This window comes from Pseudomonas sp. 21LCFQ010 (genome assembly GCF_024129905.1).
Lineage (GTDB): Bacteria > Pseudomonadota > Gammaproteobacteria > Pseudomonadales > Pseudomonadaceae > Aquipseudomonas.
The window spans coordinates 229943-250214 of record NZ_JAMYDZ010000005.1 but is presented as its reverse complement, the minus strand read 5'-3'; the positions used below and the strand labels follow the sequence as shown (position 1 = coordinate 250214).

Annotated in this window: 20 protein-coding genes; 8 read left to right on the top strand and 12 right to left on the bottom strand. The window is 62.5% G+C overall.

From position 1 onward, the window contains the following. Window positions 1-189: 189 nt before the first annotated feature. Window positions 190-1356 (top strand): Na+/H+ antiporter NhaA, encoded by a 1167-nt coding sequence (gene nhaA / locus NJC38_RS08995; RefSeq protein WP_253113506.1) that lies wholly within the window; start codon window positions 190-192, stop codon window positions 1354-1356. A gap of 51 nt (window positions 1357-1407) precedes the next feature. Here the strand turns inward: nhaA and NJC38_RS08990 are convergent, their stop codons facing one another. From NJC38_RS08990 to dinG, 7 genes are all read right to left on the bottom strand, one after another. After that, the gene (locus NJC38_RS08990; protein ID WP_253113504.1) at window positions 1408-2538 is read right to left on the bottom strand and encodes a tryptophan 7-halogenase; all 1131 of its coding nucleotides are present in this window, start codon (window positions 2536-2538) and stop codon (window positions 1408-1410) included. Next, complete coding sequence (locus NJC38_RS08985; RefSeq protein WP_253113502.1) at window positions 2535-4379, bottom strand: LodA/GoxA family CTQ-dependent oxidase; 1845 nt, start codon at window positions 4377-4379, stop codon at window positions 2535-2537. The genes NJC38_RS08990 and NJC38_RS08985 overlap by 4 nt, the downstream gene beginning before the upstream one ends. 190 nt (window positions 4380-4569) lie before the next feature. Then, window positions 4570-5034 carry a glycine zipper 2TM domain-containing protein gene (locus NJC38_RS08980; RefSeq protein WP_253113499.1) on the bottom strand — a complete coding sequence of 155 codons (465 nt, stop codon included), beginning with the start codon at window positions 5032-5034 and terminating at the stop codon, window positions 4570-4572. Between the two features lie 155 nt (window positions 5035-5189). Continuing rightward, complete coding sequence (pdxH, locus tag NJC38_RS08975; protein WP_253113498.1) at window positions 5190-5837, bottom strand: pyridoxamine 5'-phosphate oxidase; 648 nt, start codon at window positions 5835-5837, stop codon at window positions 5190-5192. 125 nt (window positions 5838-5962) lie between these two features. Beyond that, window positions 5963-6997 (bottom strand): OmpA family protein, encoded by a 1035-nt coding sequence (locus NJC38_RS08970; RefSeq protein WP_045488497.1) that lies wholly within the window; start codon window positions 6995-6997, stop codon window positions 5963-5965. 150 nt (window positions 6998-7147) lie between these two features. Further along, window positions 7148-8296 (bottom strand): serine hydrolase domain-containing protein, encoded by a 1149-nt coding sequence (locus tag NJC38_RS08965; RefSeq protein WP_253113484.1) that lies wholly within the window; start codon window positions 8294-8296, stop codon window positions 7148-7150. A gap of 99 nt (window positions 8297-8395) precedes the next feature. Then, on the bottom strand, window positions 8396-10540 hold the full coding sequence (gene dinG, locus NJC38_RS08960) for an ATP-dependent DNA helicase DinG (protein ID WP_045488493.1): 2145 nt from the start codon (window positions 10538-10540) through the stop codon (window positions 8396-8398). Between the two features lie 142 nt (window positions 10541-10682). Here dinG and NJC38_RS08955 point away from each other — a divergent pair, with 142 nt between their 5' ends. Next, window positions 10683-11153 (top strand): DUF2269 family protein, encoded by a 471-nt coding sequence (locus NJC38_RS08955; protein ID WP_253113481.1) that lies wholly within the window; start codon window positions 10683-10685, stop codon window positions 11151-11153. A gap of 28 nt (window positions 11154-11181) precedes the next feature. Here the strand turns inward: NJC38_RS08955 and NJC38_RS08950 are convergent, their stop codons facing one another. From NJC38_RS08950 to NJC38_RS08940, 3 genes are all read right to left on the bottom strand, one after another. Then, window positions 11182-11940 (bottom strand): collagen-like protein, encoded by a 759-nt coding sequence (locus tag NJC38_RS08950; protein WP_253113479.1) that lies wholly within the window; start codon window positions 11938-11940, stop codon window positions 11182-11184. After that, on the bottom strand, window positions 11933-12208 hold the full coding sequence (locus NJC38_RS08945) for a DUF1145 domain-containing protein (protein ID WP_253113477.1): 276 nt from the start codon (window positions 12206-12208) through the stop codon (window positions 11933-11935). Before NJC38_RS08945 ends, NJC38_RS08950 begins: the two co-directional genes overlap by 8 nt. A 172-nt stretch (window positions 12209-12380) precedes the next feature. Then, a complete protein-coding gene (locus NJC38_RS08940; RefSeq protein ID WP_253113474.1) occupies window positions 12381-13091 on the bottom strand; it encodes an OmpA family protein in 711 nt (236 codons plus the stop codon). Window positions 13092-13390: 299 nt separating this feature from the next. Between NJC38_RS08940 and NJC38_RS08935 the strand changes: the two genes are divergently transcribed. Further along, window positions 13391-13888 (top strand): DUF6231 family protein, encoded by a 498-nt coding sequence (locus NJC38_RS08935; protein WP_045488483.1) that lies wholly within the window; start codon window positions 13391-13393, stop codon window positions 13886-13888. Between the two features lie 3 nt (window positions 13889-13891). Further along, the gene (locus NJC38_RS08930) at window positions 13892-14365 is read left to right on the top strand and encodes a YchJ family protein (RefSeq protein WP_045488481.1); all 474 of its coding nucleotides are present in this window, start codon (window positions 13892-13894) and stop codon (window positions 14363-14365) included. A gap of 11 nt (window positions 14366-14376) precedes the next feature. On the opposite strand, the gene NJC38_RS08925 is transcribed toward NJC38_RS08930, so the two are convergent. Continuing rightward, entirely contained in the window at window positions 14377-14916 is a 540-nt protein-coding gene (locus NJC38_RS08925; RefSeq protein WP_045488479.1) for a hypothetical protein, read from the bottom strand. 107 nt (window positions 14917-15023) lie between these two features. Between NJC38_RS08925 and NJC38_RS08920 the strand changes: the two genes are divergently transcribed. From NJC38_RS08920 to NJC38_RS08905, 4 genes are all read left to right on the top strand, one after another. Then, window positions 15024-15485, top strand: coding sequence for an LEA type 2 family protein (locus NJC38_RS08920; protein WP_045488476.1), 462 nt, complete (start codon window positions 15024-15026; stop codon window positions 15483-15485). A gap of 32 nt (window positions 15486-15517) precedes the next feature. Next, on the top strand, window positions 15518-15718 hold the full coding sequence (locus NJC38_RS08915; protein WP_084710242.1) for an SEC-C metal-binding domain-containing protein: 201 nt from the start codon (window positions 15518-15520) through the stop codon (window positions 15716-15718). A gap of 105 nt (window positions 15719-15823) precedes the next feature. Beyond that, entirely contained in the window at window positions 15824-16465 is a 642-nt protein-coding gene (locus NJC38_RS08910; RefSeq protein ID WP_045488474.1) for a glutathione binding-like protein, read from the top strand. 109 nt (window positions 16466-16574) lie between these two features. Continuing rightward, a complete protein-coding gene (locus tag NJC38_RS08905; RefSeq protein ID WP_253113472.1) occupies window positions 16575-19049 on the top strand; it encodes a penicillin acylase family protein in 2475 nt (824 codons plus the stop codon). Between the two features lie 15 nt (window positions 19050-19064). Here NJC38_RS08905 and NJC38_RS08900 read toward each other — a convergent pair whose 3' ends face one another. Beyond that, window positions 19065-20093: a UV damage endonuclease UvsE gene (locus tag NJC38_RS08900; protein ID WP_253113469.1), complete on the bottom strand. Its 1029-nt coding sequence runs from the start codon at window positions 20091-20093 to the stop codon at window positions 19065-19067. Window positions 20094-20272: the final 179 nt, after the last annotated feature.

Below are 20272 nucleotides of genomic sequence, written 5' to 3'. Positions count from 1 at the left end.
CAGCCGCGACCAACGATAATTTACAGAAACGTCCTACAGTATTAAGAGACGCTTCCACCACAGAATCTGTGGGGGGGCCGTTAAACTTTTCGCAACTCCGGACACCCCCGTAGCTGTGCAAAATGCTGGCGCAATGCCTGCTGTTACGAACCCGGTGTCTTTTCTTCCCTCTGGAGAGCGATCCGGCCCATGCGCACTACGATCATCCGTTTCTTTCAACTCGAAGCCGCCGGTGGCCTGCTGCTGATCGCCGCCGCTGCCGCGGCGCTGATCATCAACAATTCGCCACTGTCCTGGCTGTACAATGCCTTTCTCGAGGCCCCGGTAGTCGCCCAGATCGGCAGCCTGCAAATCGCCAAGCCGGCATTGCTATGGATCAATGACGGGCTGATGGCGCTGTTCTTTCTGGTCATTGGCCTGGAGGTCAAACGCGAGATCCTCGAGGGCCATCTTTCCAACCCTGCACAGATCATCCTGCCCGGCGCGGCCGCCATCGGCGGCATGGTCGTGCCAGCCGCCATCTACGTGCTGCTCAATATGAACAACAGCACGGCGTTGGGCGGCTGGGCAATCCCCATGGCCACTGATATTGCCTTCGCACTTGGCGTGCTGGCGCTGCTCGGCAAGCGCGTGCCGTTGTCGCTCAAACTGTTTCTCATGACCCTGGCGATCATCGACGATCTGGGCGCGATCATCGTCATCGCGCTGTTCTATTCAGGTGAACTGTCGCACCTGGCACTGGGCCTGGCGGCGCTGTCATTGCTGACGCTGATCATCCTCAATCGCTTGGGCGTCGTGCGTCTGGCGCCTTACCTGCTGGTTGGCCTGGTGCTGTGGGTGTGCGTGCTCAAAAGCGGTGTACACGCGACCCTGGCCGGGGTCGCCCTGGCAATGTGTATTCCGCTGCGCACCCAGGCCGGTGAAGACTCGCCGCTGTTGAGCCTGGAGCACGGGCTGCACCCTTGGGTGGCGTTCGCCATCCTGCCGCTGTTTGCCTTCGCCAATGCCGGCGTGCCATTGGCCGGGTTAAGCCTGGAAAGCTTCACCCACCCGGTATCGATGGGCATCAGCGCCGGGCTGTTGCTGGGCAAGACCCTTGGGGTATTCGGCCTGACCTGGCTGGTGGTGGCTTGTGGGCTGGCGAAGTTACCGAGCGAGGCTAACTGGGGTCAGGTACTGGGCGTGTCGATCCTGTGCGGGATTGGCTTCACCATGAGCCTGTTTGTTGGCTCACTGGCCTTTGTGCCGGGTGTCAGCCCGTTTGCCGGTGTAGACCGAATGGGCATTCTGACGGGCTCGTTGCTGGCCGCGCTGATTGGCTATGCGGTGATGGCCATGACCAGCGGCAAGCGCTAACAGCCCGAGTTGAGTGGCCGCTACACAAGGCTGCAGCGCCACTCATCACGTTCAGGCTAGCCGCCGCGCCCAGAACGGACGCTCACGGTGACGTACCGGGCCCGCATAGGTGGCCGCCAGATGAGTAAAGTAACGGTCCTGGACCTGCTGCATTTCGGACCAATAGGCGTGCGCAGCAAGGTCGTTGCCTTGCAGATAGCCTTCAATGGCGCTGGCCGCACTGTCAGCCGACGCCAGCGTGTGGAATAAACCTTGCGACGACAGCGGATCGAAAGCCAGCACAGCGTCACCGACCGCGTAGAAGCCTGGCCGCTGCGCGCACCCGCTCAAGTCCAGCGCCACACTGCCTGCCGGGCAGACATGAGTCTGCGCAGCCCCGACATCTGGCGGCAGCACCGCCGCCAACAGCGGCAGACGCCGGGCGCGTTCGAGCAACACCCTGGCGTTACGCAACTCACGCAGTGCCGGATCATCGGCATCCAGATGACAGGCCAGCACCCGTTCACCTGACGGCACACGCACGCTGTACCACCAGCCATCCTGGTCTGCACAAGTGCGGGTACTGCGGTCGACATCGTCCACCTGCGCCGCCAACAGAACATGTACACACACCAGATCATCCGCCGCCTGCCTGCGCAAACCCAGGCTGCGGCACAGCGCTGCATTGCGCCCGGTGGCATCGACGACCACCCTGGCGCGATGCTGCGCCCCCGAATGCTCATCAGCCAGTTGCCAATGCGTGCCATCGTACTGCACCTCAAGCCGCCCGCGTACCGTAGCGTTTGCAGCCCCCGCTTGGTGCGCAGCGTCGCGCAGCATGGCGTCAAAACGCATGCGGTCCAGATGCCAGCCTGGACCTGCCGGGTCGCGCAAGGCGTCGAACCAGACCGGCTCGACGCTATCCCAGACCGAGACACTGGCACAGCGCTCGGCATGGCCGTCAGCCAGGAACCGCTCGAGCAGGTTTTGCCGCCGTAACAGCACGGCAGCCGAACCTGGAAGTGATTCACCGATGCGCCATGTCTGCGCCATGCGCGTAGAGCCAGACGGCAATTCACGATCCACCACAAGCACCCGATGCCGCCCGGCCAGTCGACGCGCCAGCGCCGAGCCCGCAGGCCCGGCGCCGCACACGATGACGTCCCAGTGCTGTTGAGGTGCGCACCGTGCTGGCTGGATCACACCCTCGGCGTCCCGGCGATGAGCATTTCACGGATGTCGTGATCAACCAGCTCCTGCGCTTCGGAACTCAAATCATCGCCACCACGGTCCTCCACCTGCATCACATCCGGGAAGTCCGGATCGTTGAGGTCCTTATAACGAACCTCGACGATGCCCTGGCGATCAAAGTGATCCACCATCGTCTGCAGTGGATCCGTGATCCCCAGAGTACGGTTCCAGTCAGAACGCTCATTGAAGGCCCGCAGCCGCTCTTCCTTGCTCAGGCTGGCATCCACAACCTTGCGGTAGTTATCGGCACTGAGGACCTGATTGGGCACCCGCGCCGGCCAGAAGGTCGGCAAGTGCGGATCATATTGCTTGTCGTAGCCGGAGCGGCAACTGGCGGTATCGGTCTGCCATGGCACCGCCATCCAGCGCGTGATCGAGCCCGGGAACTGCGCATACAGTGGGCCATTGTAGGAAGCCACGCTGGTCGGCGTCAGGTTGGCTCCGTAGTCAGGCTCGGGATTGTCGGCACTGCGGTGACGCCAGCGGTAGGGTTCCATGTACATGGTCGCGTGGCGCACTGGCCAGGTCACTTCACAACCGGGGTGAAATGCATCGGCCAGACAGAATTCCAGCGCGGCACGGTCGAGCGTGGCCGGTTGCTGCTGCAACGGGATCTTGTCGAATTCATACTCCGGAACGTGCTTGGGATCGTAATCGGCAATGAATTTGCCCTCTGCCCAGCGATCCAGCAAAGCCAACTGCGTCGTGCTCAGTGCATTCATCGCACGCGGCGACAGCGGCATCGGCACATTCATCGCATCACCGTAAACCCACGGCCATGGCTTCATCGAAATATCGCCATCTTCCGGGTTACGGAAACTGTTTGCCACCGTGCGGCGCAGTTCGGCATAGGTCTCGCCCGGCTGCGACAGCTTGTGCAAATAGTCCGGCGCCAGGAAATGTTGCGCCATGCCATGGCCGAAGCCGGCCGCAAAGCCGCTGTTCATCCATTGCAGGTCACACATGGCCTTGAAGATCGGCAGGATGTCATCGCGGAAAGAGGGATGCAGCGGAGCTGGCAGTTGCCCTGCCTGGACCGCCAGATCAGTCATCAGCGCATAGAGGGTGCGCACTGACTTCTGCTGAGGTCCGTAGTTGGGTGGCGCAACGACCACCCAGGCCGGAGCGACCTCCAGCTCGCGTCCGTCCAGTCGCACGCGGGCGGTCACCGGGCCGTCGCTGGTATCGTCGTACCAGCCATCATTGTTGGCGAAGGTTACCGGTGCCTTGCCGTCGCAGGAGCCGGATTTGCCATGACCGCCGAAAACTTGCAACCGACCATGGGCGTCGGTGCGCAGTTCGCCCAGCGGGACCTCGATGTCAAAAAACTTGCCGCCGCCAAAGCGGTACTCATCACCCTGCGCATTCGGCGACTTGATCGTCCGTGCACCCGGCAAGATCGACAGCGCACTGCGTTGCGGGGCTTTCACGTCAGCGTTGCGCCTGGTCGGCGCCAAGCTTGCAGCCTCAGGAATGTCCAGCGCCAGTTCAAAGTTGTACCAGGCAGCCTTGTGGTTGGCGAGTTCCACCGTCCACTCGACCTGTACCTCCTTGTCCATATACAGCTCGCGGACCACTTTGCCCTGCGCGTCATAGCCGTAGATCCGAAATTGCGCGACCTCGCGCTTCAGCGCGCCGGTGCTATCGCGATAAAACCCGGCTGGCTGCGGCTTGGGTTCGACGACCTGCGGTCCGATATAAAACTCGTCCTTTGAATTACCGACCCGTGCAATGCCAATGGACGGGTGAATCTTTGCGTAAACGATATCCTTGTCGCCACTTCTGTCGCCCATTTCGTTTTCCCTTGAAAGAAAAGTCACCATCCGATGTAGGTTTGGCACAGCGAGTAAAGCACAGTAAAAGCATAATGCCATCAACCTTACATTCGAACGTGCGGGCTGGCGGGAAAACAATCTGACAGGCAAAAAAAAACCCGATCGCAGCGGATCGGGTTGTTTTTTTGTGAAGCGGATCAAGCTGCGATCAGTGGGTCACCCGGCTGGTGCCGTTGACGGTCATCACCCGTACCCGGTCGCCCACCCGGAAGATTTCGTTTTCCTGCACCTGCTGAACATAGGCGCGCATGCTGCCGTCGTCTTCGCGCACGGTGATTTCGACGCCCTGGGTGCGGGTCAGGCCTTCTTCGGTCATCGAGCCGAGCAGGCCGCCGGCGACCGCACCGATCACCGCCGCAACCACACTGCCGCGCCCACCGCCGATCGCGCTGCCGCCTACCCCACCGACCACCGCACCTGCACCGGCGCCAATCGGGGTTTTGGTGCCTTCGATCTTCACCGGACGCAAGGCCTGGACAACCCCCAGGCGTACAGTCTGCACCGCCCGCGCTTCGTCACGCGAGTAGGAGTCGCCAGTGAGGTTCGAGGTACAGCCGCCCAGTGTCAACGCCATCGCAGCGAACGAAGCAGCCAGCAATACAGATTTGCGCATGAGGGTATCTCCTGAAGATCGAGTAACCATTAGACTCCCGGCCAGCGATGCCGTCACGGCCAGACAGGCTGCATATCGAGTTCATTCAGGCGCCATACAGACAGGCGCCGAGTGATATTCAGACGGCTGCGGCGGGAGATAATTCAGTCGCGATCCTACGGAGCCAGCCGCTCACGAATCCAGCCATCATTTGTTAAACGATAGTTCAAACGGTCATGCAGGCGACTCGGACGCCCCTGCCAGAACTCGATCCGGTCGGGCACCAGACGGTAGCCACCCCAATGTGCAGGGCATTGCGGCTGGCTATCAGCGAAGCGCTGTTCAGTGGCGTGCAGCAGTTGCTCAAGCTCGCCGCGGTCGGCAATGACCCTGCTTTGCGGCGACGCCCAAGCCCCCAGCCGGCTGCCCAGCGGACGGACCTGGTAATAATCATCGGACTCTTGCGCGGTGACCTTCGCCACTCGCCCTTCGATGCGTACCTGACGTTCCAGGGTCGGCCAGAAAAAGGTCATGGCGGCAAACGGCTGCCCGGCCATCTGTTGGCCCTTGGCGCTGTCGTAGTTGGTGAAAAAGGTGAAGCCCTGGCTGTCCAGAGCCTTGAGCAGCAGCACCCGACAATGCGGGCGACCGTCGGCGTCCACCGTTGCCAGGGTCATGGCATTGGCTTCCACCGGCGCCTGTTCGGTCTTCACCGCTTCAGCGAACCATTGATGAAACAGGGCAAAGGGTTCATCCGGCGCCTGGGCTTCGGTCAGACCGTCGCGGGCGTAGTCACGGCGCATATCGGCCAGGGATGAGGTCATGGGCGGTGCTCCTTCAAGGCTTTGCTGAGCCGGGCAGTTAAGCATAACAGCCCGGCACAGGACAGCTTGAAGCGCTGGCGGCCTGCTGGCGGTCAATGTTGGCCGCCAGCAGGTCGCCGCTCAGGTCAGTTGCTGGCCTGGGCGTCGGTCTTCTTGGCGACGGCCTTGGCAGGCTCGGCCTTTTTCGCAGTGTCTTTCTTGGCCGCTTCTTTCTTGGCTGGGGCTGCCTTTTTGGCGGTTTCTTTCTTGGCCGGTGCGGCCTTTTTAGCGGTGTCTTTCTTGGCCGGGGCAGCTTTTTTGGCCGGCGCTGGAGCGGCAGCCGCCGGTTTGACGTCCTGTACCGCGACCAGTGTCGGCGCGACCGCCGGTACGTCATAGCGGCTCATCAGCGCGCGCATGGTGTCTTGGCGGGTCAGCAGGATTTCGACGCGGCGGTTCAGGGCACGGCCCTGGGTGCTGTCGTTGGCGGCACGCGGCATCACCGCGCCCATGCCGCGCTGGCTCAGGCGGTTACGCTCCAGGCCGCTGAGGCGGAAGATTGCCGCAACCGACTGGGCGCGCTCCTGGCTGATCTTCTGGTTGGTTTCTTTGGCACCGCTGGTGTCGGCGTGACCGAGAATCAGCACGGCAGTCTTGGCATCGCCCTCGACGGCCTTGGCCAGACGGGTAATCGGCCCCAGGGTCACCGGCAGCAGCATGGCCGGCCGATCCGGGTTGAACGAGGAGTCGACCGGGGCGGTGATGACCAGCAGGTCGTCACGGCGCTCGAACTGGAAATTGCTGTCCTTGATTGCGCTGCGCACCCGTGGCTCGTATTCGTCCAGCCACGCTTGGGTCAGCTTCGGGTCGGGCATCGGCAAGACCTTGGCTTCTTGCGTGGCTTGCTTGCTGTCACTGGAACCGAACGGCCACCACCAGCGGCTGTCGGTCTCGGACTTGGCCACCATGGACGGTGCAGGCTTGGCAGCGGGTTTGTCCTCGGGCTTGCTGGCAACCTTGTCGGCCGCCGCGTCAGCTTTGCCATCGGCAGCAGCTTCGGAGCCAAACGGCCAGTACCATGGGCTGGAGGCGTCAGCCGCAGCATCGGTTTTCGGGGTCTGGGCGCAACCGGTCAGGGCGGCGATGCACAAAGCAATGGCAAGAGTTCTTTTCGAGGACATGGACGACCTACAACGAAAGTGGCAGACAAAAGGACGCGAGCAACGTCGTATAACACGCATCAAGACAGAGTGGAAAAAGAAACCGTTCTACGGTTGGCTTTTACCAGAGAAACTGACAATCGGTATTAAACAAGCACTTATGAGCAATACTTACTGCAAAGACTCACGCAGTATACCCGCCAGTTTTTGGGCACGGGGGTCCATTAGCACGTACGGGCCCAAGGTATTGGTGACAAAGCCAAAGGCCACGTCGTAATCGGGATCGGCAAAGCCCACCGAACCGCCCGCCCCCGGATGACCGAACGCCCTGGGCCCCAGGCCATAAGTGGCATTGGCGACCGTCGGTTGATCGAGCATGCAGCCCAGCCCAAACCGGGTAGAGGTCAGCAGGGTCTTGTCCTGGCCGAGGCTGTGCTCACGGGTCATCTCACCGAGCAGCTCCGATTCGAGCAGGCTGCCATCCAGCAAACCGCTGTAGAAGCCGGCCAGGCTGCGGGCATTGCCATGACCATTCGCCGCCGGTTGCTGGAAGCGCCGCCACTCAGGTTTGTTGGTACTGGTCAGGATAGAGGGCGGATTGGTGAAGGCCTTGCAGGTAATCGACTGCGGTTCGCGCATCGTGGCTTGCAGCAGGCGCTGCGCGGCTTCGTCACCGGCATTGCCTTTGCCACGCGCGATGTGCGCAACACGGTGAAACTCTTCATCGGCCAGGCCGATATGAAAATCCAGCCCCAACGGTTTGGCGACCCGGCCGACGATGGCATCACCTGGCTCGCGGCCATCGGCGCGGCGCAGCATCTCGCCCACCAGCCAGCCGTAGGTGATTGCCGCATAGCCATGGCCCTGCCCCGGCGTCCACCACGGAGTTTCGGCCGCCAGGGCGCCGGTCATGGTGCCCCACTGATATAGCGCTTCGGCCGGCAGCAGGTCACGCAGCGCCGGCAGGCCGGCCTGATGACAGAGCAACTGACGCAGGGTAATGGTGTCTTTGCCGGCAGCGGCGAACTCGGGCCACAAACGCGCGACCGGCTCGTCGAGGCGCAGTTTGCCTTCGTCTACCAACTGCAATGCAGCGACTGCCGCCCATGGCTTGGTGCAGGAAAACAGGTTGGCGATGGTATCGCTGTGCCAGGCCTCGCTGCCGCTCTGGTCAGCCGTGCCGGCCCACAGATCGACGACGGTTTCGCCACCGATCTGGATGCATAGCGCAGCGCCACGCTCCTGAGGATCGTCGAACAGTGCGGCAAACGCCTCACGTACGGCTTCGAATTCAAGCTGGAAATGACCCTGGATCTGCAACGCTTGGCTCCTGGCTGGCGGTTTCACGGCGGGCTCAGCCGCGCCTGTCAAATGTCGGTGCGCATTGTTTCAGCGATCATGGCCGTTGTGAACCGCGCTTCATGAAATCTCGCGATGAAAGGGTGGCAAGGCATTGAGGATCGCTTTTCCGTAACGCTGGGTCACCAGGCGCCGGTCGAGCAAGGTAATGGTGCCTCGATCAGACTCGGTGCGCAGCAAGCGGCCACAGGCCTGAATCAGTTTCAGCGAGGCGTCGGGCACGGAAATCTCCATGAACGGGTTGCCACCACGGGCTTCGATCCACTCGGCCAGTGCCGCCTCAACCGGGTCGTCCGGTACCGAAAAAGGAATCTTGGCGATCACCACGTGCTCACAGTACGCCCCCGGCAAGTCGACCCCTTCGGCAAAACTCGCCAGGCCGAACAGCACGCTGGACTCGCCGCCGTCGACCCGCGCCTTGTGCTTGTTGAGGGTTTCCTGCTTGGACAGGTTGCCTTGAATGAACACCTGCTTGCGCCAGTCGCGGTCCAGGCCGTCGAACACGTCCTGCATCTGCCGCCGCGACGAGAACAGCACCAGGCTGCCCTTGGAGCCTTCGACCAGCTCCGGCAGGTCACGGATGATCGCCGCGGTATGCTCGGCGGCATTGCGCGGGTCGGCCTTGAGGTCCGGGACCCGCAATACACCGGCGTCGGCATGGTGAAACGGGCTGGGCACTACCGCTGTCACGGCATCTCTGGGCAGGCCGGAGCGCATCCGGTAACGGTCGAACTTGCCCAGCGCGGTCAGGGTTGCGGAGGTGACCAGCGCGGCATGGGCGACATTCCAGAGGTTGCGGCGCAACATCTCAGCGGCCAGGATCGGGCTGGCATTGACCTCGATATCGAACATCGCGCCACTCTCGGCCAGGCTCAGCCAGCGCGCCATGGGCGGGCTTTCGTCCGGGTCTTCGGCAGTGAAGGCGGTCCACAGCTCCCAGTTGCCCTGGGCACGGGCCAGCAGGGCACCGAACAGGGGATACCATTCTTCGGCCTGATGGCTGGCGATGCCGATATTCACCTCGCCGTCCATGCCCTCCTTGAGCAGGTCAGCCAGGCGGGTAAACAGGTCGTTGAGCCGCGAGAAGCCCTTTTTCAGCTCGATGCCGATGTCGCGGATATGCTCGGGAATCACTCCACCGACGAAGCGGTGGCGCGGCCGTTCGCGGCCTTCGGTGTCTTCACCGGCACGAAAGTCCGCCAGTTGCTCGCAGGCCGCGAACATGAACTGCTGCTGGTTTTTCACTTCGCGGGCCAGCTCCGGCACCTGCTCGATATAACGCCCCAGGTCGCCCGGCAGCGGATTCTGGGCCAGTAACTTGGTGAGGTTCTTGGCGGTCTGTTCCAGCCAGTCGGCGGTGGAGCGCAGCCGCGTGTAATGGGCGAAGTGGCCGATGGCTTTGTCGGGCAGGTGGTGACCTTCGTCGAACACATAGACGGTGTCGCGCGGGTCGGGCAAGACCGCACCACCGCCCAGCGCCAGGTCGGCAAGGACCATATCGTGGTTGGTGACGATCACATCGACCTTGCCCATACCCTCGCGGGCCTTGTAGAAGGCGCACTGCTGAAAGTTCGGACAATGGCGGCTGGTGCACTGGCTATGGTCGGTGGTCAGCCGCGACCAGGTCAGGTCGTCGAGTTCCTGGGGCCAACTGTCGCGGTCACCGTCCCATTTGTTGCCAGCCAGCTTCTGCAGCATGCTGTTGAACAGCTTCTGGCTGACTTCATCGACCTCGATCTTGAAGCCCTCTTCCTCGAACAACTGGGCAGTGGCGCTGTTCTGGTTACCCTCCTGCAACAGCAGGTCGAGCTTGGACAGGCACATGTAGCGGCCACGCCCCTTGGCCAGAGCAAAGCTGAAGCTAAGGCCGCTGTTGCGCATCAGGTCGGGCAAGTCCTTGAAAACGATTTGCTCCTGCAAGGCCACGGTAGCGGTGGCGATCACCAGCCGCTTGCCGGCCGCCTTGGCCGCCGGAATCGAAGCAATGGCATACGCGACGGTCTTGCCGGTGCCGGTTCCGGCCTCCACTGCAACCACCGCCGGGTCCCCGCTGCGCCGCCCTTCATCGTCGGTCGCGACATCGCCCAACACCTTGGCGACCTCCGCGATCATCAGGCGCTGGCCGTAACGAGGCTTGAGGCTCTTGGCTTCGAGGAAGCGCGAATAGGCGCCCTGGATCTGGGCTTTGAGTTCGGTGCTGATCATTGGCTCGGGATACGGCAAAAGGCTGGATAAATTTTCAGTGTTTCAAAGTGGGCGCTATCATAGCGCGCTAATGCCATCTGCGCTGAACGCATCGCAGCAAATGCATCGTCAGCGGTCGGACAAATCGCCATCAGGAGCCTTCATGAGCGTATCGACTCTTGCCTACACCCTGCATGTTCTGGCGGCCCTGGTCTGGGTCGGCGGCATGTTCTTCGCCTGGATGATTCTGCGCCCGGCAATCATTGCAGCACTTGAGGGTCCCCTGCGCCTGAGATTATGGGTCCAGGTGTTTCCGCGATTTTTTACCTGGGTGTGGGTCGCCATCGTGATCTTGCCGGTTACCGGGGTGGTGTTTGCCCGCCTGAACTACCCGAGCCTGGAGCTGGCGCCGCGTTATGTGCAGGCGATGATGGGCCTGTATGTGGTGATGGTCGCGGTGTTTCTGCGCATTCATTCGTTACAGTTGCCCGAGCTGCGTCAGGCGGTGCAAGCCGAACAGTGGGCCGAAGGCGCCGGGGTGCTGGGGCGCATCCGCCGGCTGGTGGGTATCAATCTGTTGATCGGCCTGGCGGTGGTAGCGCTTGCCGCAGCGCGGCCGGCGCTGTGGTCATAGGTCGACGCAGCCGCCCAGGCGGCGCCGGTCAGAAACGCTGTACGTTCACCACCCCGGCAGGTCCTGCGGCACCCGCCTGCCCTGCAGCTCCGGCGGTGCCGGCCTTGCCGCCATCGGCGCGGTAGACGATGCAGCCCTTGGACTCACCGCCCTTGCCTGGTTTACCGCCTTCACCGGCCGCACCACCGGCACCGCCGTCGACGTTAACCTTGACGCGCTCGGCGGCAAAGCCCAGTGGCAGCTCCAGGCGCACCTGGCCGCCCGCGGCGCCAGCATGGCCATTACCACCGGCATCACCGTCATAACCCCGCCCGGCACTGCCCCAGGTGCAACCCGGGGCCTGGCCGTTGGCTCCGTCCAGGCCCACGTAGCCTGGCGCGCCGGTGCCGCCACGGGCATCCACCGAGAGTTCCTCAGCCTGCAATGCCTGAATACGCAAGGTCAGGTTGCGTCCCGGTGTCGGCGCTTTCTGATAAGTGCCCGGCGCACCGCGTGCCGTGATCTGGCTGCCGGTGCCCAGTTGCGCCGTGCCGATCAGCACGTTCAGTGGCTGGCTGCCGGGGACGATCGCGATCCGGGCTTCGTGGCCGAGCAGCAGTTGTTCGACCTTCAGGTCTGTGACCCCGCCGGGAACCAGCAAGGTGCCGTAATCGGCCACTTCCAGGCGCTGAACCTGCAACACGGTGCCACTGGCCGGCAGGCGCAACAGCGAATGGGACTGCACCTGAATGTCCTGGGCCACGGCCAGGGGGCTGCACAGGGTGGCAAGCAACAGGAATTTACGCATGACGGGCCTCGACGCGTGGACGGCCGATGGCCTGGAGATGAAAGATACCGAATACAAGGATTTTGCCGCGATCACGCCAAGGGTTGGCACGGCCGCGCAGGCTGGCGTTGAACAGCACCAGCTCCAGCAGATGGGTGAGCAGGATGAGGCAACCGGCCATGTCGATTGCCACGTCAAAAGGGCCGGGAGCGCGAACCAGCAGGTTGATCAACACCACTGCCCAAAACCCCAGCGTCAACAGTTTTCCCAACCCCCAGAACAGCTTCATTTCAGGCCCCTGATCGTGTCGTCTATGCGAACGCTTGGCTTTCGCATCATTTGTGCAGCACGCACAGTAACGCCAAGCCAGCTCAGAATGCCAGTAACGGTAGGTAAATGCAGGGGCGCAGTAGATAACCGGCCCGGCAACATAGCCGGGCCGGTACAGGGAGGGCAGTCAATCAGCGGTTGATTTTCACTTCAACGCGGCGGTTCAGCGCGCGGCCTTCAGCGGTCTTGTTGTCCGCGACAGGACGCGACTCGCCTTCACCGGACACCGACACGAACGAAGCGCGTGGCACGCCCGAACTGATCAGGTAATCGGTTACCGAATGCGCACGACGCTCAGAGAGCTTCTGGTTATAGGCATCGCTGCCGACGCTGTCGGTATGGCCAGTGACGCGCAGTTGCACGGTAGCGGCTTCCTGACGCAGACGGCTGGCAACCACGTCCAGATTGGTGCGGTCGGAAGCGGTCAGGCGCGCCGAGTCGAATTCGAACAGCACTTCCTTGTTGATGTTGATTACCTCTTCACGCGGCAGTGGCGCTGGCGCAGCGGGAATCGGCTCAGGTGCAGGCGCGGCCACGATCGGGCAACCGCTGGCATCGACCGGCGTGCCGCGCGGAGTATCCGGGCACTTGTCGCGGCTGTTCGGTACGCCGTCACCATCATCGTCGCCGTCGCCATGCACCCAGCAATAAGCACCGGCCATCACGCCCACTGCGCCGCCGAGGCTGGCCGCCACCGCTGCGGTCTGGAACGCCCCCACCGCCGCGCCACCGAGGAAGCCGCCAGCGGCACATTTTGGCCAGTCTTCTTTCTGCAAGCCCGCACAACCGGTCAGCACACTGCTCACCAGGATCAAAGGTACCGCTGTCCTAAGCATATTCATTGTTCTGCACTCCCGAGGGGCGGCCGGTTTGCCGCGGAGGTTTTTTGCGACGGCACTTTGCCAGTGCGCTACCGTTTGTCCTTTGCGAAATCGAGAAGGTTCACCGCCCCGGCACAATTAAATTGCCCGCCGAACCGGCGTTTGGTCCCCTGCCACACTGGGTATCGTCGCAAAGGTCCAGACTAGACGATGTGCAGGCATACGGCGAAAAGCCATTTCCCTTACCGGCCGATCCAGTAAACTTTCAGGCCTTGCCCGTTGCCGATAACGCTACGCTTGCACAGTCAAGAGGAACGATGATGACCGCTGCTTTCTCCACCCGCACACCGCAACAGGCGCTGGCCGCCCTGCTCGACCGCTACGCCCCGCAACGCCTGCTGCTGATCGGCAGCGAAACGTTCCCGGCCCTGCAGGCTTTTCGTGAGGCGCACCCGGACACCGAACTGGCCGTCGCCGCGCCCGGGCAACTGCCGACCGAACTGGCCGCCCAACGCTTCGACCTGGCGCTGGTGGTCGATTGCCTTGAACACATCCCGCGGCGCGACGGCCTGCAATTGCTTGGCGGCATCCGCAACCTCAACGCCAGCCGCATCGCGGTGCTGGCTGACCTGCAGGCCTGCGGCTGGCAGGAAACCGACTTCTTCGCCCTGGCCCTGCAAGCCAGCGAACGCTTCAGCCGCGATGAACAGGTGCTGACGCTGTTTACTTACGATTTGCGTGAATACAAACAGGTGCCCGACTGGCTGAATGCCAAGTTCTGGGCCAACCCGGAAAATTTTGGCAAGTACTGGTGGTGATGCATGAGTAGTGCAAGTTGCCCCTGCGGCAGCGGGGATCTGTTGCTGGCCTGCTGCGGCCGCTTTCATGCCGGCCAGCCGGCACCCTGCGCGGAAAAGCTGATGCGTTCGCGCTACAGCGCCTATGTCTTGAGCCAGGTGGATTACCTGCTCGACACCACGCTGCCGGCCCAACAACATGCGCTGGACCGCAACGCCATCGCCCAGTGGAGCGCGCATAGCACCTGGCTGGGCCTGGAGGTGGAAGACACCGAGGTGTTGGGCGGCAAGCCGGAACACGCATTCGTGACCTTCACCGCACGCTGGCACGATGAACACGGCGAACACAGCCACCGCGAACGCTCGGCCTTTGTACAGAATCAGGGGCGCTGGTACTTCATCGACCCCACCGTGCCGCTCAAGCCGGGCCGTAACGATAACTGCCCGTGCGGCAGCGGGCAGAAATTCAAGAAATGCTGTGCCGGCTACCTGCTGTAGCAAAGGCTTGCTCAGAGCAGCTTGAGGTGTGAAGTGTCCGGCGCGGGCCTGGCCTGGGGCTGCTTGTGCTGGCCCATGTCACTGCCAGCCGGCGCCAGAGTGATACCGGACAGATCCAGTCGCGGCGCCTGTGGTGCAGGTTTGGCATCTTGCAGGTCGCTGCCGACCTCGGCCAGCGGCAGGTCGGGGGCATCGACATCGACGAATGCCGCCATGTACAGGTCGCGGGGCGTGACCTGCAACCGCCCGTCACCCGGCTTGGGCTTTTTCAGCCAGGTCGGCGCATCCGGCGGCGGCGCCAGTTCCACTTCCTCGATGCGCGGATGCATATCCACCACCTCGGCCAACGCACCGGCACGCTCCAGCGTCGCCCGGTACTTTTCGGCGGCCTGAGCGTCGAGGTTGTTCTTCAGAACCAGCCGGCGTCCGGAGAACAACAGCGCCATGCGTTGCTCGTCGGCCTGGAACAACCGCGCCAGATTGGCCTTGACCTTGTCTGGCTGGGCACCTGCTACCAGCCGACCGCTGAAGACGATTTCGTAAAGACTCATCACTGCCTCTCTTCAAGCCTGTATCCAAAGTATGGCGCAGGCTTGTCCGCACGAACAACCTGATGGCCTACACTCTGCCAATACTCTCGCCCCTGACGGTCATCGGCATGACACTGACATTCCCACGACTCTGGCTGCTGGCCCTGCTGCTCGGCACCTTGAGCGGCTGCTCAAGCGGGTGGGGTTCACGTGCCTGGCAGCCACCACAACTGCGCCTGCTCAAGGTTGAGACCGTCAAAGTGCAGCTATTGCAGCAAGACTTCAAACTGCATTTCGAGGTCGACAACCCCAATGACTCACGCCTTCTGGTGCGCGGTTTGCGCTACAAAATCATGCTGGGTGAGCTGATCCTGGCCGAAGATCAGGTCACCGACTGGTTTCTGGTCGCCGGGCACAGCCATGAAATCTTCGTGGTGCCGGTGCGTACCAACCTGTGGCGCCACGCCAAACCAATTGCCCAGAAGCTCAAGCAGCGCGGGCAACCGATCCCTTATCGCCTTGAGGGCAAACTCAAGACTGGTCTGTTGTTTCGCGACAGCGTGCGTATTGGGGTCGACGGCGAGATATAATGGCCGCCGATTCAATTTTGGAGCACACCCCGATGAACCAGCCCCACGTCCATGGTCCTGACTGCAACCACGACCACGACCATCATCACCACGAGCACGACGGTCATGTCCATGGCCCGCACTGCAACCACGGCCACCAGGAGCCGGTGCGCAATGCGCTGAAAGACGTTGGCCGCAACGACCCTTGCCCGTGCGGCAGCGACAAGAAATTCAAGAAGTGCCACGGCGCCTGATCGCCAAGCACACCTGACGGCCTGCCTTGCAGGCCGTTTTCATTTGCAGGCCGGTCCTGTGCCGGAGTACAACGACGTCTTCGGGTAAACCGCATGGAGCTGTCAATGATCGACCTGCACTACTGGACCACCCCCAACGGCCACAAGATCACTCTGTTTCTTGAAGAAACCGGCCTTGAACACCGGATCATCCCGGTCAATATCGGCAACAACGAGCAGTTCGAGCCGTCATTTCTGAAGATCGCCCCCAACAACCGCATTCCGGCCATTGTCGACCACACCCCGGCCGACGGCGGCGAGCCGCTGAGCCTGTTTGAGTCAGGCGCCATTTTGCAGTACCTGGCAGAAAAGACCGGCCGGTTCCTGCCTGCCGATTTGCGCGGTCGCCAGGAAACCCTGCAATGGCTGTATTGGCAGATGGGCGGCCTGGGGCCGATGGCCGGGCAGAATCACCATTTCAACCGCTTTGCACCGCAGCAAGTGCCCTACGCCATCAAACGCTATGTGGACGAAACCGCGCGGCTGTACGGTGTGCTGGACAAGCGCCTGGCCGACCGTGAGTTTGTGGCCGGCGACCAGTACAGCATTGCCGACATGGCCATCTACCCGTGGATCGTGCCGCACAGTTTCCAGCAGCAGAACCTGGATGATTTCCCGAACCTCAAGCGCTGGTTCCATGCCATCGAAGCTCGCCCGGCGACCCAGCGGGCCTATGCGCTGGCTGCGCGGATCAACCCGCCCAAATAAACCAGCATGTAGCGCCCTGAAAATATTCCTCCCCTCCCGGCTTGCGTAGCGCCTGCCCGCTCACTAACGTAACAACTTTTTGCAGTTGCCACGCCGCCGGAGTTTCGCCATGGCCTCGCCCGCCCGTTCACGTTTGTCTTCCCGATTTGGTTTTGCCGCCGCGACCGCCGGTTTTCTCGGCCTTGCCGGCTGCCAGTTGGGCGGTGAGGATGCCTCGACCCTGCTGCCGTCTGCCGGCACTGTGGCCATCAAGGGCCTGGAGCAAAACGTATCGATCCGCCGCAATCCGCAAGGCATGGCGCTGATCGAAAGCCACTCGTTCCACGATGCGTTGTTCAGCCTGGGCTACCTGCATGCCGGTGAACGGGTCGGGCAGATGCTCGGCATGCGTCTGCTGGCCCAGGGACGGTTGGCCGAGGTGGTCGGTGCCGAAGCGCTGCCGGTGGACCGGCTGATGCGCGCTGCCAACCTCAAGCGCAGCGCCAGCGAGCTGTACAAGGGTTCATCGCCGCGCCTGCAGAAATTCTTCGAGGTCTACGCCCGTGGCGTCAACGCCTACCTGTTCCGTTATCGCGACAAGCTGCCGGGCGACCTGGCCAGCGCCGGTTATCGGCTGGAGTACTGGCAGCCGGAAGACTCGGCGCTGATTTTCAGCCTGCTGAGCTTCAACCTGTCAGTCAACCTGCAACAAGAACTCTCAGCGCTGGTGCTTAACCAGAAGGTTGGCGCTGACAAACTCGCCTGGCTGCTGCCAAGCGCACCTGACGAAGCGATCGCGTTTGCCGAGGCCGACAAGCTCAAGGGCTTGAGCCTGGCCGGTCAGGGCAAGGAACTGAACGACTTGAACCGCGTGGCCCTGCAACTGGCCGACCTCAACCTGCTGGGCAATGCCGCCTCCAGCAATTGGGCCATCGCCCCGCAACGCAGCCGCAGCGGCAAAAGCCTGCTGGTCAGCGAGCTGCAAGTGCCATCGGGCGCCGCATCCGGCTGGAGCCTGGTGCAGATCAACGCGCCCAAGTATCAGGCCTCCGGGGTCACCATCGCCGGCCTGCCGCTGTTTCTCAGTGGGTTCAACGGCAAACTGGCCTGGAGCATGGGCAACCTCAAGGGCGACAATCAGGACCTGTTTCTGGAGAAACTCAAGCGCGAGAACAATCGCCTGATGTACCTGGCCGACGGCAAATGGCAACCGGCTGTGAGTCATCAGGAAACCTTCATGGTCAAGGGCAGCCAGCCGGTGCGCGAAACCGTCTACAGCACCCGCCACGGCACGCTGTTGCAGGCCGGGGAGTCCGCCAGCGCATTGGGCGTGGCGTTGCAGATCCCGGACTTCAAGGACGACAAGAGCCTTGATGCGCTGTTTAACCTGTCGCGCGCCAACAACGTCGAACGCGGTTTTGATGCCAGCCGGGAAATCCGCGCCATTGGCCTGAACATGGTATTTGCCGACGCCAGCAACGTCGCCTGGCAGGTCACCGGGCGTTACCCGAACCGCCGTGATGGCCAGGGCCTGTTGCCGTCACCGGGCTGGGACAGCCGTTACGACTGGGACGGCTTTGCCGATGCCATGCTCCACCCTTACGACCAGGATCCGCGTCAGGGCTGGCTGGGCACCGCCAACAACCGCGTAGCCCCCAAAGGCTACGGCATGCAGTTGTCCAACACCTGGGGCTACCCGGAGCGCGCCGAACGCCTCGCGGAGCTGGCCAACGCCGGCAAGCAGGACCTGCGCAGCAGCATCGCCGCGCAATACGACCAGCGCACCCTGTTTGCCGCCAAACTCAAAGCCATGTTCGAAGCACCGGGCATGGCCAAGCCGCTCAAGCAGGCCATTGAGGCCCTGCCCGACGCTGAGCGCGGCAAAGCCCGCGAAGCCTACAGCCGGTTGATGGCCTTCGACGGCAACCTGACCGCAGGTTCTGCCGACGCTGCCATCTACCAATTGTTCCTGCAAGAAAGCGCCCGGCTGACCTTTCAGGATGAACTCGGCGGCGCCGACAGCCCGGCCTGGCAAGCTTTGGTGGCGAATGCCCGTTCGTCGTGGTCGGCGCAGGCCGACCACCTGCTGGGCCGCGACGACAGCCCGTTCTGGGACGACCTCAAAACCCCGCAAAAAGAAGACAAACCAGCGATCCTGGCGCGCAGCCTGGCTGCAGCCATCAGCGCCGGTGAAAGCCAATTGGGCAGCGACCGTAAAGCTTGGCAATGGGGCAAGCTGCACCGCTATGACTGGGCCCCGTCGCGTAACCCGCTGGCCCGCCACCTGGGTGGCGAAGGCCAGTTCCAGCGCAGCCCGGTGCCTGCAGGTGGCGACCACAGCAGCCTCAACCCTGCGGCCTACGCCTGGGGCCAGAGCTTCGACGTACTGCCAAGCGCCAGCCTGCGCATGGTCGTTGATTTCAGCCAGGCCGAGCCATTGCAAGCGGTGGTCAGCAGCGGCCAGTCCGGCAACCCGGCCAGCCCGTTCTATGCCAACAGCATTGATGCCTGGCTCAAGGCGCAGTACAGCATCCTGCCGGTGCAGCAGCAGAACTACGAGCGCGGCTATGGCAAGCAACGCCTGACCCTGACTCCAGGCAAGTAACCGACCGCCCGGCCCTTATGCGGGGCCGGGCAGCCACTCCCGATAAAGCGCCAGGCTGGCCAGGTTCTTGTGTTTGGCCTCGATCATGATGTCGAAACGCTCAAGAAACTGCCGCGCATAACCGTTGGTCCAGTGATTCCACATCCGCTCGCTGTGCCCATACAGTTCACGCTTGGTCACGACCTTGAGCAGCTCGCTCATTTCCAGTTTGTCTTCGGCAGCAAAGCCCAGCGCCTGCAAACGCTCCGGGGGTTGTGAGTAATGCATCACCGGGCGCACCCCGCGCCAACTGTCGATGATCTGCGCGACCCGTGGATCAGAGGGGTCGATGTACTGCTCTTCGTTGATCCAGCAGTGATGAATATCCAGCACCACAGGCGCCAGATCGGCCAGTTGCAGGCAGTCATCAACGCCATAGCTCTTCTCTTCGTTCTCGAAGGTGATGCATGTCTGCGCCACCTCAGACAAACGCGGCCACAGCGCACGAATACCCTCCGCCCCCAGGCGCCCGGCAATGTGCACGTTGCATTTGAAATCCTGAAAGCGCCGGCCATAACCGAGCATGCGGATCATGTCGGCGTGATACTCGAACTCGGCCAGGCTGTTTTCGACCACCGAGGCATTGTCCGACCCTAGCACGCAGAACTGACCGGGATGAAACGACAGCCGAATGTCTGCCGCCCGCGCCCGCTCGCCAATCGCCGCGAAACAACTGCCCAGCCACTGCTGGATGGACGGCTGCTGGTAAAAATCGCGCAGTTGCGGATGGCTGTAGAACGGCAAGAGATCGCTCGACAACCGCAACATGCGCAGCGGCGGTGGCAACTGCGCCACGTAATCGAGCAGGCGCAGTTGCGCATCCAGATTGTGCGTAACCACCTCAACCAGCCTGGCCTGGGCCACGGCGGGCTCGACGCTGTTGATCCAGCGCAAGGTGGTGGTACGTGGGTTGAAGGGGCTTTCCACCCGTTTGATTTCGACCTCCGAGAGGCCGCGTTCAGGGTGGCGGTACTGACAAGCGAAACCGATGCGCGCAAGCGTCATGACTCTATCCAGGTTGACGTCATTGCCGTCAGACCGCCGACAGAGTCACTCGTCCTGCGCAATGTTCGATGAATTTCGGGCCGCTGGCTTAACATCGCCGGACGACACCGTAGGATCGGCCGGGCGGCGATCTGCTTCAGCCGCCGGATAAATCCGCGCCTACGGGGTTGGCCGCGTCT

Coding starts and splice junctions, on each gene's coding strand:
- NJC38_RS08920 (WP_045488476.1), top strand. CDS start 15,024: ATGACACTGACATTCCCACGACTCTGGCTGCTGGCCCTGCTGCTCGGC.
- nhaA (WP_253113506.1), top strand. CDS start 190: ATGCGCACTACGATCATCCGTTTCTTTCAACTCGAAGCCGCCGGTGGC.
- NJC38_RS08910 (WP_045488474.1), top strand. CDS start 15,824: ATGATCGACCTGCACTACTGGACCACCCCCAACGGCCACAAGATCACT.
- NJC38_RS08935 (WP_045488483.1), top strand. CDS start 13,391: ATGACCGCTGCTTTCTCCACCCGCACACCGCAACAGGCGCTGGCCGCC.
- NJC38_RS08950 (WP_253113479.1), bottom strand. CDS start 11,940: ATGCGTAAATTCCTGTTGCTTGCCACCCTGTGCAGCCCCCTGGCCGTG.
- NJC38_RS08940 (WP_253113474.1), bottom strand. CDS start 13,091: ATGAATATGCTTAGGACAGCGGTACCTTTGATCCTGGTGAGCAGTGTG.
- NJC38_RS08915 (WP_084710242.1), top strand. CDS start 15,518: ATGAACCAGCCCCACGTCCATGGTCCTGACTGCAACCACGACCACGAC.
- NJC38_RS08985 (WP_253113502.1), bottom strand. CDS start 4,379: ATGGGCGACAGAAGTGGCGACAAGGATATCGTTTACGCAAAGATTCAC.
- NJC38_RS08900 (WP_253113469.1), bottom strand. CDS start 20,093: ATGACGCTTGCGCGCATCGGTTTCGCTTGTCAGTACCGCCACCCTGAA.
- NJC38_RS08955 (WP_253113481.1), top strand. CDS start 10,683: ATGAGCGTATCGACTCTTGCCTACACCCTGCATGTTCTGGCGGCCCTG.
- NJC38_RS08905 (WP_253113472.1), top strand. CDS start 16,575: ATGGCCTCGCCCGCCCGTTCACGTTTGTCTTCCCGATTTGGTTTTGCC.
- NJC38_RS08980 (WP_253113499.1), bottom strand. CDS start 5,034: ATGCGCAAATCTGTATTGCTGGCTGCTTCGTTCGCTGCGATGGCGTTG.
- pdxH (WP_253113498.1), bottom strand. CDS start 5,837: ATGACCTCATCCCTGGCCGATATGCGCCGTGACTACGCCCGCGACGGT.
- dinG (WP_045488493.1), bottom strand. CDS start 10,540: ATGATCAGCACCGAACTCAAAGCCCAGATCCAGGGCGCCTATTCGCGC.
- NJC38_RS08930 (WP_045488481.1), top strand. CDS start 13,892: ATGAGTAGTGCAAGTTGCCCCTGCGGCAGCGGGGATCTGTTGCTGGCC.
- NJC38_RS08945 (WP_253113477.1), bottom strand. CDS start 12,208: ATGAAGCTGTTCTGGGGGTTGGGAAAACTGTTGACGCTGGGGTTTTGG.
- NJC38_RS08970 (WP_045488497.1), bottom strand. CDS start 6,997: ATGTCCTCGAAAAGAACTCTTGCCATTGCTTTGTGCATCGCCGCCCTG.
- NJC38_RS08925 (WP_045488479.1), bottom strand. CDS start 14,916: ATGAGTCTTTACGAAATCGTCTTCAGCGGTCGGCTGGTAGCAGGTGCC.